This window comes from Butyrivibrio sp. TB, from assembly GCF_900110805.1.
GTDB lineage: Bacteria > Bacillota > Clostridia > Lachnospirales > Lachnospiraceae > Butyrivibrio > Butyrivibrio fibrisolvens_C.
This window is the reverse complement of the sequence record NZ_FOER01000018.1, coordinates 16,619-30,066: the sequence shown is the minus strand read 5'-3', so window position 1 is coordinate 30,066 and position 13,448 is coordinate 16,619. Positions and strand designations below refer to the sequence as shown.

The window sequence follows — 13,448 nt, the reverse complement described above, 5'->3', positions numbered from 1 at the left end:
CTATGTCACAGGAAAGTTACATCTTAGCCCTTGATCAGGGCACTACATCTTCTCGTTGCATCTTGTTTGACAGATCAGGCAAGATCGCATCTATGGCGCAGAAAGAATTTCAGCAGTACTATCCGCAGCCCGGCTGGGTAGAACATAACCCAAGAGAGATATGGTCATCACAGCTTGCTGTTGCAATAGAAGCTATGGCCAATGTAGGCGCTACTGCCAAGGATATAGAAGCTATCGGCATCACCAATCAGCGTGAGACAACTATTGTATGGGACAAGGAGACCGGTGATCCTGTCTACAATGCAATAGTATGGCAGTGCAGGCGTACAGCCGATATTATAGAGAATATCAAAAAGCAGGGACTGTCCGATAAGATAAGGGATAAGACAGGACTTGTTCCTGATGCATACTTCTCTGCAACCAAGATCCAGTGGATACTTGAAAACGTACCGGGAGCAAGAAGGAAGGCTGAGGAAGGAAGACTTTGTTTTGGTAATGTGGATAGCTGGCTTATCTACAACCTTACTAAAGGCAAGGTCCATGTAACAGACTATACCAATGCATCAAGAACTATGCTTTTTAATATACATACATGCCAGTGGGATGAAGAGCTTTTGAAGCTTTTTGACATTCCTATGTCTATGATGCCTGAAGTTAAGCCTTCAAGCTGCATATATGGCGAGTCTGATCCTTCTGTTCTTGGTGGTCCTATAAGGATAGCAGGAGCAGCAGGAGATCAGCAGGCTGCACTTTTTGGACAGAACTGTTTCGAACCGGGACAGGTCAAGAACACCTACGGAACAGGCGGATTCCTTCTCATGAACACAGGAAGGGATGCTATTAAGTCAGAGCATGGTCTTATCACAACTATAGCAGCAAGTATTGGAGGTGAAGTCGAATACGCCCTTGAAGGCAGCGTATTCGTAGCAGGAGCTTCCATTCAGTGGCTAAGGGATGAGATGCGTATGCTCAAGTCATCAGCCCAGTCTGAAGAGTATGCTGACAATGTCATGGACACATCGGGAGTGTATGTTGTGCCTGCATTTACAGGTATGGGAGCTCCATACTGGGATCCATATGCAAGAGGTACTATAGTAGGTATCACCAGAGGCTGCAAGAAAGAGCACTTCATAAGAGCAACACTTGAATCCATATGTTATCAGTCAGCAGATGTTATTAAAGCTATGCAGGAAGATGCTGCATGTCCTTTAAAAGAGCTCAGAGTTGATGGAGGTGCCAGCGCCAACAACTTCCTCATGCAGTTCCAGTCAGATATCTGCGGAGTTACAAGCTACAGACCTAAATGCATTGAGACTACAGCTCTTGGAGCAGCATATCTTGCCGGTATAGCAGTTGGCTATTGGAAAGACAAGGAAGATGTCACAAGGAACTGGCAGCTTGGCAGGAAGTTCGAATGCAAGATGGAAGATGAAAAGCGTATAGAGCTTCTCAAGGGATGGCACAGAGCTGTAAGATGTGCCATTGCATGGAGTAAGGACGATGAATAGCCTTGTTAGAAGAGCAGTAAGACCTTTTTTTAACTTATTTAGTGCTATAGGAAAAACGGGACTGTGGTTCACAGTCCCAATGAAGGGCAAGTACAGGCTCCGTTTCTATTCAAGGAAGAAATGCATTGATAGAAACTTTGACAAGAACCTGTCTGCTTTTGAAAACCATATATCTAGGATAGATAGAGATAGAGGCTTCATAGAGGATCAGAATCTATATAAAGATATGTACTACGGCGCCTCAACCATGGCAGAATCCGGGTGCGGAGTAATTGCAGTATACAATGCGCTTAAGGCTCTTTCAATTAATGAAGCAGGAAGTGAAGGATCCCCTTCACTTCCTAATCTCATATCCATATTTGAAAACAGCGGGATCACCATGGCGGGGCAATTCGGTACAGGCCCTAAGTCTATAGCGGATTTTTTTAGGAAAAGGGGTTTTGATATAAAAACGGCTACTGATCAGAGAAGGTACGCCCAGATAGCAAGAAAGTGCAACGTATGCATCATTACTATATTTAATAATAAGGACCGTCTTCACGATTTCCTTCATACTATGTGTATCACCAAGCAGGGCGATTTTCTGGTACTTCATAATACAAACGGTCGCAAAGCTCTATACAGATCTATGAAGGACTTATTGCAAAACTGTGGCATAAAAGGTAAGGCTCAGGGGGTTATGATAATAGGAATAGAGGACAAAATTAACAAAATTTAGTAAAATAAAAGTGAATATCTGTTTAAGATTTTGATCGTCATTTTATTGTAATTTTTAGTTTCATCGAATATGATAAATGTGTAAATCAGGCGAAGGGATTAAATAATTGGTGGTCAAAGATAAGACCACAACGGAGATCAAATGAATACAACAGAAATTTTTGAACTGATCGCCGGCATTATCGGCGGACTTGCGATGTTCCTTTATGGAATGAATATTATGAGCGGAGGCCTTACCAAGGCAGCAGGAGGTAAGCTTGAAAGCGCCCTTGCCAAGGTGACTTCCAGAAGATGGATTGCCTATTTTTTTGGTATAGGTATCACTGCTCTTGTTCAGTCGTCATCAGCTTCAACCGTTATGGTTGTAGGCCTTGTTAACTCAGGAATCATGCAGCTGACACAAGCTGTTAATGTTATACTTGGTGCCAATCTTGGTACTACTGTAACTGCCTGGATTCTGTCTCTTAACGGAATCGAAGGTGGTAACTTCTTTACTAATCTTTTAAAACCTACTTCTTTTACACCTTTCCTTGCACTTGTCGGCATTGTCTTCCTAATGTTCTCTAAATCTGAGAAAAAGAAAAATATCGGAACAGTCCTTCTTGGATTTTCAGTTCTTATGTTCGGTATGAGCATGATGTCTGAAGCAGTTGCACCTCTTAAGGAAAGTGTAGAGTTCCAGAACTTCCTTAGAAGCTTCTCTAATCCTATAATCGGCTTCATCATCGGTATGGCATTTACTATGATAATCCAGTCATCCGCCGGTACTATCGGTGTAGTACAGACATTTGCCGGTGAAGGCATGATGACCTATGGAATGTGTATCCCTGTAGTCATGGGAGCTGAAGTTGGTACCTGTATCACAGCTATTCTTTCTTCTGTAGGAGCTGGCAAGAACGGTAAGCGTACTGCTCTTATGCATCTGTATTTCAATATTATCAAGGCAGGAACCTTCATGGTGGGATTCTATCTCATCAATGCATTCGTTCACTTTACTTTCCTTGATGATATGGCAAGTTACTCAGGTCCTGCTATCATACATACACTTGTAAACCTTGTGGCATCACCTCTTATGGTTCCTGTCTCAGGCATACTTGTTGCTATGGCACTTCGTACTATCCCTATTGATGATAGGGAACAAAAAGAACTGGAAGAAAGCCGCGGCATCACTACTCTGGACGACCGCTTCCTTTCCAATCCTCCATTTGCATTGGAGCAGGCAAGGAATGCTACAGTTACAATGGAGAATCTGGCACAGAAGTCTCTTTTCCTTGCAATGGAACTTATTGATGAGTTTGATGGAGAGAAGTGTGCAGAGGTAGAGCATCTTGAGAAAGAGATCGACAGATATGAAGATCAGCTCGATACCTATCTCATGAAAGTCAGCCAGCATCATCTTGCACCTGAAGATAACCATACATTGTCAGTACTCCTTCATACTATAAGCGACTTTGAGCGTATCTCAGATCATGCTCTTAACATAGCACAGGTAACTCAGAGGATGCGTGAGAACGAAAGACAGTTCTCCAGCAAGGCTCAGGAAGAAGTTAAGATCTTCGCAGAAGCTGTCAAAGAGATCGTATCTACTACTTTCAAATCATTTGAGAACAATGATGTAAGGCTTGCCAAGACCGTTGAGCCTTTGGAAGAAGTTATAGATGGACTTCATATGGAAGTTAAGCGCCGTCACGTAAGAAGACTTCGTAAGGGTAAGTGTACTGTAGATCTTGGATTCGACCTTTCTGATATCGGTACCGATTTTGAAAGGATCGCAGATCACTGTTCCAATATCGCAGCAGCCATCATTCAGGTAAGCGAGGACGGTTTCGATACTCACGGATACCTTGAAATGGTAAGAGCCGAGAAGAATCAGGAATTCGAGCAGGCTGTATTCTATTTTGAAAGCAAGTATTCTCTTCCTAAGATGAAGAAGTCAGACGCGATGGAAGAAGACCGCATAGATACAAGCTTCAAGGAAGAACATCCTGTACTTGTAGATCTTAATGTACTTGATGATGAAGGCGATAATAGAATCATCAGAGTACCTGCCGAGGGCGCAGAAGATTTCGATATGGCTCTTGATGAGCTCTTTAAGGACAAAGGGAAGAAGAAAGACAAGAAAAAGAAAAAAGACAAGAAAAAGAAAAAATAATCCCTGACAAAGAGCAAAAAATAGCAAGAAAAAAGAAAATAGAAATAATATAATCATAAGACAGATAGCAATAGTATGGTTGCTATCTGTTTTGGTTTATAAAAACAGATAGGCCACTACATATTTGTGAAGTTTTTAGAGTAATAAACAGGTAGAATCTTTTGGGATTGTCCTTGTTGGTAGGGTTGTAATATAATTTTTCATGAGAATCTTGAAAAGATCAATGATCATGAAATTGAAATTAATGACCAATAGTTTCGGAGGAATTATTTAAATGAACATTAGAAAGCTTACAAGGCTTGATGATTATATGCAAAAGCGCGCCGCCAGCATACCCGGTGCGACAATTATAATAGAGCACAATGGCAAAAGAGTCTATGAGAACAATTTTGGAATGGACAGAAAAGACAGTATCTATCGTATTATGTCCATGACCAAACCTATTACAGCTCTGGCGACAATGATCCTGTATGAAAGAGGAATGCTGGATCTAATGGAGAATGTCAGCACCTATATTCCTTCATTTGCTGATGTGAAGGTCGCATCTGTAGGCGGATTCAAGAATCCTGACAGGCAGATTATAGTAAGGGACCTTCTCAATATGACTTCCGGAATAGTCCTGCCCGGAGATTATGGTCAGGCAGGGCAGTCTATGAGCAAAGCTTACCGCGAAGCCCGTGTTCAGAAGAGGTCAGGAATACTGAAAAGCAATATAGATATAACTTCCAAGTTTGCAGAATCTGTCCTTATGTTTGATCCCGGAACATCTGTTCATTACGGTCTTAGTGCAGATATTCTGGCAGCTATAATTGAGATAGTGTCAGAAATGAAGTTCTCAGATTTTCTTGCCAAAGAGATCTTCACACCCCTTAACATGTCAGAGACAGACTTTAAGATTGATGGTGATAAGGCATTCAGACAGGCAGTAATGATGGGAAGACCTGATGCTAATGGCAAGGTTACAAGAGCAGACGCAAGCACGCTTCAAAGATTCGAAATGGAAGCTCCCTTCGATGAGCCATGGTATGAGTCAGGCGGAATCGGACTATATTCTACAGTAGAAGACTATGAGCACTTCTGCCAGATGCTGCTTAATAAGGGATCTTTCCATGGCAAAGAGCTTATAGGAAGAAGAACCTATCAGTTCATGACATCCAATCATCTTACAGATGATCAGCTAAGGGAATTTGGAAGAGATGGTTATGGATATGGCTGCTATTATAATGTACTCATAGATCCTATTAAAGCGGCATCCAATGGATCTGCTGGTGCTATAGAAGTTACAGGAGAAGCCGGAACATATTTCTGTGTGGATCCTGAAGAAGATCTTATAATCATGTATATGTCACAGATTGACGGCGGCGCAGATCCTGCTTTTATCAGAGGACTTCGCCAGATAGTATATGGGGCTATGTAATTTATTATATAAATAACCTTATGTCGTGAGTGAAACGAGCGGCTAATGGTTCGAAGTGATGGAACTTTTGACAACTACCTCATAATATGAATATTGATTAAAGGAAGCATGTAAGATGCAATATAAATCAATAAAGAAGCTCGAACAGGGCAAATTTATCACCCGCTATGATGTAGAATACGAAACCATAGATCATGAGAAGAAGATATATGAGATCATAAGTCGAAATCCTGATATCAAAGATGAAGATGATCTTCATAACAATGATCCGGATGCTGTTGTACTTATAATACAGGACGAGTCTCATGAAAGACTTCTTATAAATAAGGAATTCAGGCTTGCAGTTGATGACTGGATATACAACTTTCCGGCAGGTCTAATAGATCCCGGAGAAACTGCTGATCAGGCTGCAAAGCGTGAGCTGTGGGAAGAAACAGGACTTGAGCTTATATCCATAGATGATCATATTGGTAGATCCTACAGCGCGGTCGGCTTCTCTAACGAAGTCAACGTATGCGTTGTTGGCACAGCAAGAGGCGAGTTCAGGAAGAGCACGTCAAGTGTTGAGGAGATAGAACCCGGCTGGTATACCAAGGCTCAGGTAAGAGAGCTGTTAAAGACACAGCCTTTTGCTGCAAGAACACAGGCATATGCGTATCTTTGGTCTAAGGAATGAAATAAGGGATATAGAAAGTTATTTATATGATATCGAATCTAAGTAAAGAGGGAGGATTTTTATATGACATTTATATATCCATCAGTAATTAAAGAAGAAAACGGAAAGTTTGAGGGATATTTTCCGGATCTTGATAAGGTGACATTTGAAGGCAGGGATATCAATACAGCTATAGACGATGCTCAGGCAGTGCTGTATGACTATATCAGAGTTGAGCTTACAGAAGAAGATTCACCGCATCTTCCTTCTGTATCAGATGAATCTGAGCTCAAGCTTTCAGATGGAGAATTTGTAAGAAACATATGTGTTCATTTCAGATATACAGAGGGCTGGGACGAGTGATTGACACTTTGTCGCAGTAGCTCGTTATATAAATATTATGGAGGCGTTACATGAATAAGTGGAGTAGAATCAACTACCTTCCAAATCTTCCTCTTTATGAGGGAAAAGAGAGGGTTACAGAGAGCAAGGCTCATATAGAGCTTTCCAAGAATGCGGCCAAAGAGGGTATGGTCCTTCTTAAAAATGAGGAGTCTGTACTTCCATTAAAGCAGGGAAGCAAGGTTGCTCTTTTTGGAAAAGGAACTTTCGATTTTGTTAAAGGCGGCGGAGGATCAGGAGATGTAACAGTATCCTTCGTTCACAATATTTATGACGGATTTAAAGCACTTCCTGAATACGTATCTGTATACGAAGAAACAGCTTCTTTTTACAGAGATAATGTAGAGAAGCAGTACAAAGAAGGTAAAGTTCCGGGAATGCTGGAAGAACCTAAACTTCCTAAGGATCTTCTTGCAAAGGCAGCGATAGAAGCTGACGTAGCAGTTATATCCATAAGCCGCTTCTCAGGTGAAGGCTGGGATCGTAAGATAGCTGGAACCAAGGCAGCTGAAGGCCGCAAGGAAGACTGGGTATCACCGCTTGTAGAAGAGTCAGAGAAGCTCTTTGAAAGAGGCGACTTCTACCTTACCAAGGCTGAAGAAGACATGGTCAAAAAAGTTATCAAGGCTTTCTCTAAGGTTGTTGTAGTATTGAACGTAGGCGGAGTTGTAGATACCAAGTGGTTTGCAGATGAGAAGAAGATCCAGAGTGTCCTTCTGGCATTCCAGGGAGGTATGGAAGGCGGCGCTGCAGAAGCTGAGCTTTTATGCGGCATAGGAACACCTTCAGGTAAGCTGTCAGATACTTTTGCCATGGACCTTACAGACTATCCGTCTACAGAAGGATTCCATGAATCCAATGATTATGTTAACTATACAGAAGATATATATGTAGGTTACAGATACTTTGAGACCATTCCGGGAGCAGCTGATAAGGTTGTATATCCTTTTGGTTATGGTCTGTCATACACTTCGTTCCAGATCGTAGATCCGGCAGCAAGAGTAGAAGATAAGAGTAAGGTATGCGAACAGGATGCAGAGTTTGCTTTTACATTCGAAGATGATCCTGACAATGTAGAGCTTAAGTCATCTGATGTCAAGAAGGCATATATCACAGCTACTGCACGTGTTAGAAACACAGGTTCATATCCGGGACGTGAAGTTGTTCAGGTGTATTTCTGTCCTCCACAGGGTCAGCTTGGCAAGCCTTCCAAGGTTCTTGCAGGATATAAGAAGACAAGAGTTCTTGAGCCCGGAGAGTCAGAACTTGTCTGCATCTCATTCCCTGTAAGCCAGATGGCATCATATGATGATGAAGGCAAGGTTTGTAAGTCTGCATATGTTCTTGAAAAGGGTGAATACGGTATTTTCCTTGGAACATCTTCAAGAAATCTTATCTGCGTAAATGTAGTAACACTTGCTAAGGATACTGTTACGCAGCAGCTTACAGAGCGTCTTGCGCCTGTGTCACTTCCTAAGAGACTTCGTGCAGACGGAACTTTCGAGAAGCTCAAGACTTTCAAGGCTAGAGATATAAATGCTACAAAGCTTCCTGCAAATCCTGAGAAAAACATGGGATTTAAGCCTCAGGTAAGGCGCGTAGATGCGCTTCCTATGTGGGGTGAAGCTCCAAAACACCAGCTTATTGAGGTGGCAGAAGGTAAGATATCACTTGATGAGTTCATAGCTCAGTTTACTGACGAGGATCTTGCAGATCTTCTTGGAGGCCAGCCCAATACAGGCGTTGCCAATACATTTGGTTTTGGTAACTTCCCTGACTTTGGCGTTCCTAATGCTATGACAGCTGATGGTCCTGCAGGTCTACGAATACAGCCTGAAGCCATGGTTCATACTACAGCATTCCCTTGCTCTACGCTTCTTGCATGCAGCTGGGATCCTGAGATTGTATATGAAGTTGGTAAGGCAGCAGGTGAAGAGGTCAAAGAGAACAATATCGCAGTATGGCTTACTCCCGCTATCAACATCCACAGAAGTCCTCTGTGCGGAAGAAACTTCGAGTACTACTCAGAAGATCCTCTTCTTGCAGGTAAGCAGGCAGCAGCAATGGTAAGAGGCGTGCAGTCCAACCGTATAGCTGTATCTGTCAAGCACTTTGCACTTAATAACAAGGAGACCAATAGAAACGAGAGCGACTCACGTGCATCCGAAAGAGCTATCCGCGAAATCTACTTAAAGCCTTTTGAGATCGTGGTAAAAGAGTCTGATCCATGGACTGTAATGTCTTCCTACAATGCGATCAATGGCGTGCGTGCATCAGAAAACCACGAGCTTCTTACAGACATCCTTCGTGATGAGTGGGGCTTCAAAGGTATGGTTACAACAGACTGGTGGGGACACGGCGAGCACTACAAGGAAGTAGCAGCAGGCAACGATGTCAAGATGGCCAACGGATTCCCTAAACGCCTACTTGAAGCCAAGAAGAAAAAGCTCCTGACAAGAGAAGAGATGGAGACCTGCGGCAAGCGAATCTTAGAGCTTATACTAAAGCTTGATTGATATAGGTCTATAAATTAAAATCATATAGTGAAGTTTAAAAGGCACCGGTTGGAAACTTCCGGTGCTTTTGTTTTATAAGCTAAGGATTGAGAGAAGATTTGAAAATGATAATAGACAGAGAAAAAGTTAAAAGCGTATTTGCCGATTACGTTGCTGATTATGATATTACAGATACTAAGGTAAGGCTCAAGGTTGAGCACACATACAGGGTAGCGGACCTTTGCGATATGATTGCAAAAAGTCTTAAGTTAAGCCGGGAAGATGTTGATCTTGCATGGCTTCTTGGTATGTTCCATGATGTTGGAAGATTCGAACAGCTAAGGCGTTTTAATACTTTCGAAGATTCTATCTCCGTCAATCACGCAGCTTTAAGCGCAGATATTCTTTTTATAGATGGTTACGTCCGTGATTATATAGATGATGCAAGCGAAGATAAGCTTATGGAGAAAGCTATAAGGCTCCACAATGTGTACGAACTTCCCAAGGCACTTACAGACAGAGAGCTTATGTATTCACAGATATTAAGGGATGCGGACAAGATTGATATCCTAAAAGTCAATTGCGACTTCCCTATGGATGAGATCTACAATACCACGATGGAAGCTTTTTATACAGATGATATAAGTCCTAAGGTTCTGGAAGATTCTCTGGCTCACCTTAATGTCAACAGATGCCATACAGTAACATCTATTGATCATCTCGTAGGGCATATATCACTTGTATATGGGCTTGTATATCCTGCCAGCGTAGCAGAAGCAATGAGGCAGGGATACATCGAGCAGATGCTTTCTTTTGAAAGTCATAATGAGAAAACTCGGGAAGCTATGCAGAAGATCAGGGACTGCGTTCATAAATATATGGATGAAAGAATTAGTGACGTATAGCACTTTCATTCCGTCATTATAGTAAGAGGGGACAAATTTTTATGGGAAATCTTATGGAAGACAGTGCGATCATCGAACTGTACTTTGCAAGGAACGAGGATGCCTTGGTGCAGACCAAAAATAAATACGGAAGGCTCTTAAAGAGTATATCCATGCGCATCCTTCATAGTATTGAGGATGCGGATGAGTGTGAGAATGATACCTATCTTAAGACTTGGAATGCAATACCTCCGCAAAGGCCTGATGTATTCTCTGCCTTTTTGTCCAAGATAGTAAGGAATCTGTCCCTTGACAGGTACGATATGATGCACGCAGATAAGAGAGGTAATGCGCAGGTGGGAGTACTACTTGATGAGCTTGCGGAAGTGATAGCTGATGACAAGGCAGGTAATAGTCAGGAGGCTAGAGAGCTTAGCGAGATACTTAATAAATTCTTATCTGATCAAAAAGAGCTTACGCGTAAGATCTTCGTAAGAAGGTATTATTTTGGATATAACATATCCGAGATTGCAGATAAGTACAGCCTTTCAGAAAGCAAAGTCAAGATGACGCTATTAAGAACCCGTAATAAATTAAAGGATTATCTTGAGAAAGAAGGTGTCACGATATGAAAAAATCCAAAGAAGACCTTTTAAGGGCCATGAGTGACATAGATGATAAGTATATACAGGAAATCCTTGATGAAGATGAATCAAAGGTTACAGATATAAGATCATCAAAAAGGCGAAGCTATAGCAAGAAGATAATAAGCTATGTGGCTGTTGCAGCGGCGGTATGCCTTGGCTTTGCAGTTATCAATGTGGTATGGATCAATGTTAAGCCGTCCTATCAATCAGCTGACAGTAGCTACGTAGATGCTCCAAGTTCATCTTACGAGGCGGCAGACGAGAGCGAAAATATATATAGTGATGCAGAAGAGTATAAGGTAGAAGATTCTGACGAGGGTGAAGGAGTTATGGAAGGAGCAGCTGGTAGCTATGACGAGGAAGACAGTGATGGATCTGATACTATAGCACTGGAACCAAAGACCATGGAAGGTTCGGAGAACTCTTTGGATGATGAACAAGCTGGTGGCATGGATTTTGATTCTTCGAAAGAATCCGGTCAGGCAGATGTAATGAATGAAGAAGCAGCTGTATTATTTGAAGGTAATATAGATGATCTGGGTCTTACTCTTGAAGTACAAGATGTATCTTCCAAAGGAGCAACTGTAGTATTTACCCAGAGTGGCGGAAGTGTTACAGGAAGCCTTGAATATTCCAAGTCTTATAAGATTGAAAAGCTTGAAGGCTCCGGATGGGTTGAAGCGAATATGATAGATGATGTCGTATTTGAAGATATCGCTATGACCATAGCATCAGATGATACTACTGAGTACAAGATCAACTGGGCGAATGTATATGGCAAGTTACCTTCCGGAACATACAGAGTAGTACTTACAGTTACAGATTACAGAGGCGCCGGAGACTACGATACATATACAGTAGCAGCAAGCTTCGAGATAGACTAAATGAGAGAATCTTAGTGAAACTTCGCACTTGCCAAACATATAACATTAAAGGACTTCTATGATGCTAATGTATATCATAGAAGTCCTTTGATGTCGTATTGTTTATTTCAAGATAAAAATGTAATTCAGTCTTCGCGCTTACAAAAAATGTGTCAGTTACTTCATAAGTACCATTGCATTATGAGAGAAAGGCGTAAAGTCTGTCATTCTGAAGAAGTACATGCACAGATCCACAAGATCATCTTTACTTGTAATATGCTCTGCATTTGAATACAGTAACATCTGTAAAAAACGTATCTCGCATTCAAATAAAGTACCTGCTTGCTTCATAGACATCTCTTCACCGATATAAGGGAACTGCGTATAGAAGATATCATTTACAAACATCTTACAGATCCACATGTCAAGATCAGGGAACGTGGAATGAAGCTTGTCGCTGCCTTCCCCTAATGCAGCTGATGGATCATCACTTTGTGCAGCCTTAAGGAATGCATCGCAGTAATCTGACATTGTGTAGTACTGATCTTTGACGAATTCTGCGATCTTTTTAAGTTTTATAATATCAATGGATTTCGCATGATCGTTTTCTTGGCTTATTAAGCCGGATATTTCTTTTGACTTATTACTTTCAAGAAAGTCTTTAATATCTGCAATCTTGGTATCTAAAGATAGCTCTTTATTTTGTAGAATGTCAAAGAGGCAGTTCTGCATTTTTTCAAGTTCATCTTTGGTATAGGCTTCCGACTTCTTCTCCTCACCAGCCAGGTCAAAAGAATATAAGCCAGATGTAGTCTTAATTCCATCTTCAGATTCCATCAGCATCTCGATGGTCTTCTCACATCCGCAGGAGCAGGACACTCTTGGCGCAATGTTAAGACGAGGGCTTCTTGGAAAATACCTACAGGCATAGGTCATAACATCCTCGCCGCATTCATATTGGAGGCGGCACCATCCATTGTCCATAAGCATACGGCAGTTACCAAAAAAGTCATGGCACAGCTCGGCATATTTGTATGGATCGGGATTTGAAAGAGGTTTAATCGCAAGATCCAGTCCCTGTCTTAGCTCATCAGAGCATGACAAACCAACCAGCTTGAAATACTCCTGCTGGGACATGTTGATGGTAAGACCATTACAACAGGTATGACGGCACTCCGGGCCTTTACATGAGAAACTGGGATAGTAATCCGGACTTAGAAATGTGTCTTTAATTGTCATAATATGAACCGGATTCTGAGGCAACGGATTCAGATATTACAAAAGTCGCACTGTCACTCTGTGCAGCCTTGGTGGTTGACATACCATTACTGCAACCTGTCGCAAGCAGTGAAAGCGCTGCTGTTAGTACAACTGTGGCTATTATACTTACAAATTTAAAGCTTGACATAAAAACCGGGACCTCAAAGAACTATTACAAAATATTACAAAATTGTTTACAGGTGATTCTATTATAATCCTCTATCCATAATTTGCAACAAAAAAATAAAAGAAAATTTGTACAAATTTTAAGCCTTTAATCCACCCTTTTTAACGCATATTTCGCTAATATACTGAGGCGTTGAAATGATTATTTTTTTCTGATATTATAGATTGGCATTTAATAAGAACATAAAAAAGCTAAAAACGATTAAACGATAATTGTTTTGGCTGTAACATAAGGTGGTAATAGATAACAGTAGCAGTATGA

At 41.4% G+C, this 13,448-nt stretch carries 12 protein-coding genes; 10 read left to right on the top strand and 2 right to left on the bottom strand.

Features of this window, described 5'->3' with window-relative positions; genetic code table 11:
• The first annotated feature begins 2 nt into the window (after positions 1-2).
• From glpK to BMX21_RS12390, 10 genes are all read left to right on the top strand, one after another.
• Positions 3-1,508 carry a glycerol kinase GlpK gene (gene glpK, locus BMX21_RS12435; protein WP_022755646.1) on the top strand — a complete coding sequence of 502 codons (1,506 nt, stop codon included), beginning with the start codon at positions 3-5 and terminating at the stop codon, positions 1,506-1,508.
• A complete protein-coding gene (locus BMX21_RS12430; protein WP_027203656.1) occupies positions 1,501-2,226 on the top strand; it encodes a hypothetical protein in 726 nt (241 codons plus the stop codon). Before glpK ends, BMX21_RS12430 begins: the two co-directional genes overlap by 8 nt.
• Before the next feature lie 141 nt (positions 2,227-2,367).
• Positions 2,368-4,377: a Na/Pi cotransporter family protein gene (locus BMX21_RS12425; protein WP_092044845.1), complete on the top strand. Its 2,010-nt coding sequence runs from the start codon at positions 2,368-2,370 to the stop codon at positions 4,375-4,377.
• A 274-nt stretch (positions 4,378-4,651) separates the two neighbouring features.
• Positions 4,652-5,794, top strand: coding sequence for a serine hydrolase domain-containing protein (locus BMX21_RS12420; RefSeq protein ID WP_092044843.1), 1,143 nt, complete (start codon positions 4,652-4,654; stop codon positions 5,792-5,794).
• Between the two features lie 115 nt (positions 5,795-5,909).
• Positions 5,910-6,470, top strand: a complete 561-nt coding sequence (locus BMX21_RS12415) for an NUDIX hydrolase (protein ID WP_092044840.1) — start codon at positions 5,910-5,912, stop codon at positions 6,468-6,470.
• A gap of 63 nt (positions 6,471-6,533) precedes the next feature.
• Positions 6,534-6,812: a type II toxin-antitoxin system HicB family antitoxin gene (locus BMX21_RS12410; RefSeq protein WP_092044837.1), complete on the top strand. Its 279-nt coding sequence runs from the start codon at positions 6,534-6,536 to the stop codon at positions 6,810-6,812.
• 50 nt (positions 6,813-6,862) lie between these two features.
• Positions 6,863-9,367: a glycoside hydrolase family 3 protein gene (locus BMX21_RS12405; RefSeq protein ID WP_092044834.1), complete on the top strand. Its 2,505-nt coding sequence runs from the start codon at positions 6,863-6,865 to the stop codon at positions 9,365-9,367.
• Between the two features lie 104 nt (positions 9,368-9,471).
• A complete protein-coding gene (locus BMX21_RS12400; RefSeq protein ID WP_092044831.1) occupies positions 9,472-10,251 on the top strand; it encodes an HD domain-containing protein in 780 nt (259 codons plus the stop codon).
• Between the two features lie 41 nt (positions 10,252-10,292).
• A complete protein-coding gene (locus tag BMX21_RS12395; protein ID WP_022755654.1) occupies positions 10,293-10,862 on the top strand; it encodes an RNA polymerase sigma factor in 570 nt (189 codons plus the stop codon).
• A complete protein-coding gene (locus tag BMX21_RS12390; RefSeq protein WP_092044828.1) occupies positions 10,859-11,761 on the top strand; it encodes an immunoglobulin-like domain-containing protein in 903 nt (300 codons plus the stop codon). Before BMX21_RS12395 ends, BMX21_RS12390 begins: the two co-directional genes overlap by 4 nt.
• A gap of 156 nt (positions 11,762-11,917) precedes the next feature.
• Here the strand turns inward: BMX21_RS12390 and fliB are convergent, their stop codons facing one another.
• Together fliB and BMX21_RS12380 are read right to left on the bottom strand one after the other, a co-directional pair.
• On the bottom strand, positions 11,918-12,979 hold the full coding sequence (gene fliB / locus BMX21_RS12385) for a flagellin lysine-N-methylase (protein WP_092044825.1): 1,062 nt from the start codon (positions 12,977-12,979) through the stop codon (positions 11,918-11,920).
• Positions 12,969-13,148, bottom strand: coding sequence for a hypothetical protein (locus BMX21_RS12380; RefSeq protein ID WP_022755657.1), 180 nt, complete (start codon positions 13,146-13,148; stop codon positions 12,969-12,971). Before BMX21_RS12380 ends, fliB begins: the two co-directional genes overlap by 11 nt.
• Positions 13,149-13,448 lie beyond the last annotated feature (300 nt).

What these genes read in the sequence shown, in the direction of transcription:
- BMX21_RS12420 (WP_092044843.1), top strand. Translation starts at nt 4,652, where the DNA reads ATGAACATTAGAAAGCTTACAAGGCTTGATGATTATATGCAAAAGCGC.
- BMX21_RS12405 (WP_092044834.1), top strand. Translation starts at nt 6,863, where the DNA reads ATGAATAAGTGGAGTAGAATCAACTACCTTCCAAATCTTCCTCTTTAT.
- BMX21_RS12425 (WP_092044845.1), top strand. Translation starts at nt 2,368, where the DNA reads ATGAATACAACAGAAATTTTTGAACTGATCGCCGGCATTATCGGCGGA.
- BMX21_RS12400 (WP_092044831.1), top strand. Translation starts at nt 9,472, where the DNA reads ATGATAATAGACAGAGAAAAAGTTAAAAGCGTATTTGCCGATTACGTT.
- BMX21_RS12415 (WP_092044840.1), top strand. Translation starts at nt 5,910, where the DNA reads ATGCAATATAAATCAATAAAGAAGCTCGAACAGGGCAAATTTATCACC.
- glpK (WP_022755646.1), top strand. Translation starts at nt 3, where the DNA reads ATGTCACAGGAAAGTTACATCTTAGCCCTTGATCAGGGCACTACATCT.
- fliB (WP_092044825.1), bottom strand. Translation starts at nt 12,979, where the DNA reads ATGACAATTAAAGACACATTTCTAAGTCCGGATTACTATCCCAGTTTC.
- BMX21_RS12380 (WP_022755657.1), bottom strand. Translation starts at nt 13,148, where the DNA reads ATGTCAAGCTTTAAATTTGTAAGTATAATAGCCACAGTTGTACTAACA.
- BMX21_RS12395 (WP_022755654.1), top strand. Translation starts at nt 10,293, where the DNA reads ATGGGAAATCTTATGGAAGACAGTGCGATCATCGAACTGTACTTTGCA.
- BMX21_RS12410 (WP_092044837.1), top strand. Translation starts at nt 6,534, where the DNA reads ATGACATTTATATATCCATCAGTAATTAAAGAAGAAAACGGAAAGTTT.
- BMX21_RS12430 (WP_027203656.1), top strand. Translation starts at nt 1,501, where the DNA reads ATGAATAGCCTTGTTAGAAGAGCAGTAAGACCTTTTTTTAACTTATTT.
- BMX21_RS12390 (WP_092044828.1), top strand. Translation starts at nt 10,859, where the DNA reads ATGAAAAAATCCAAAGAAGACCTTTTAAGGGCCATGAGTGACATAGAT.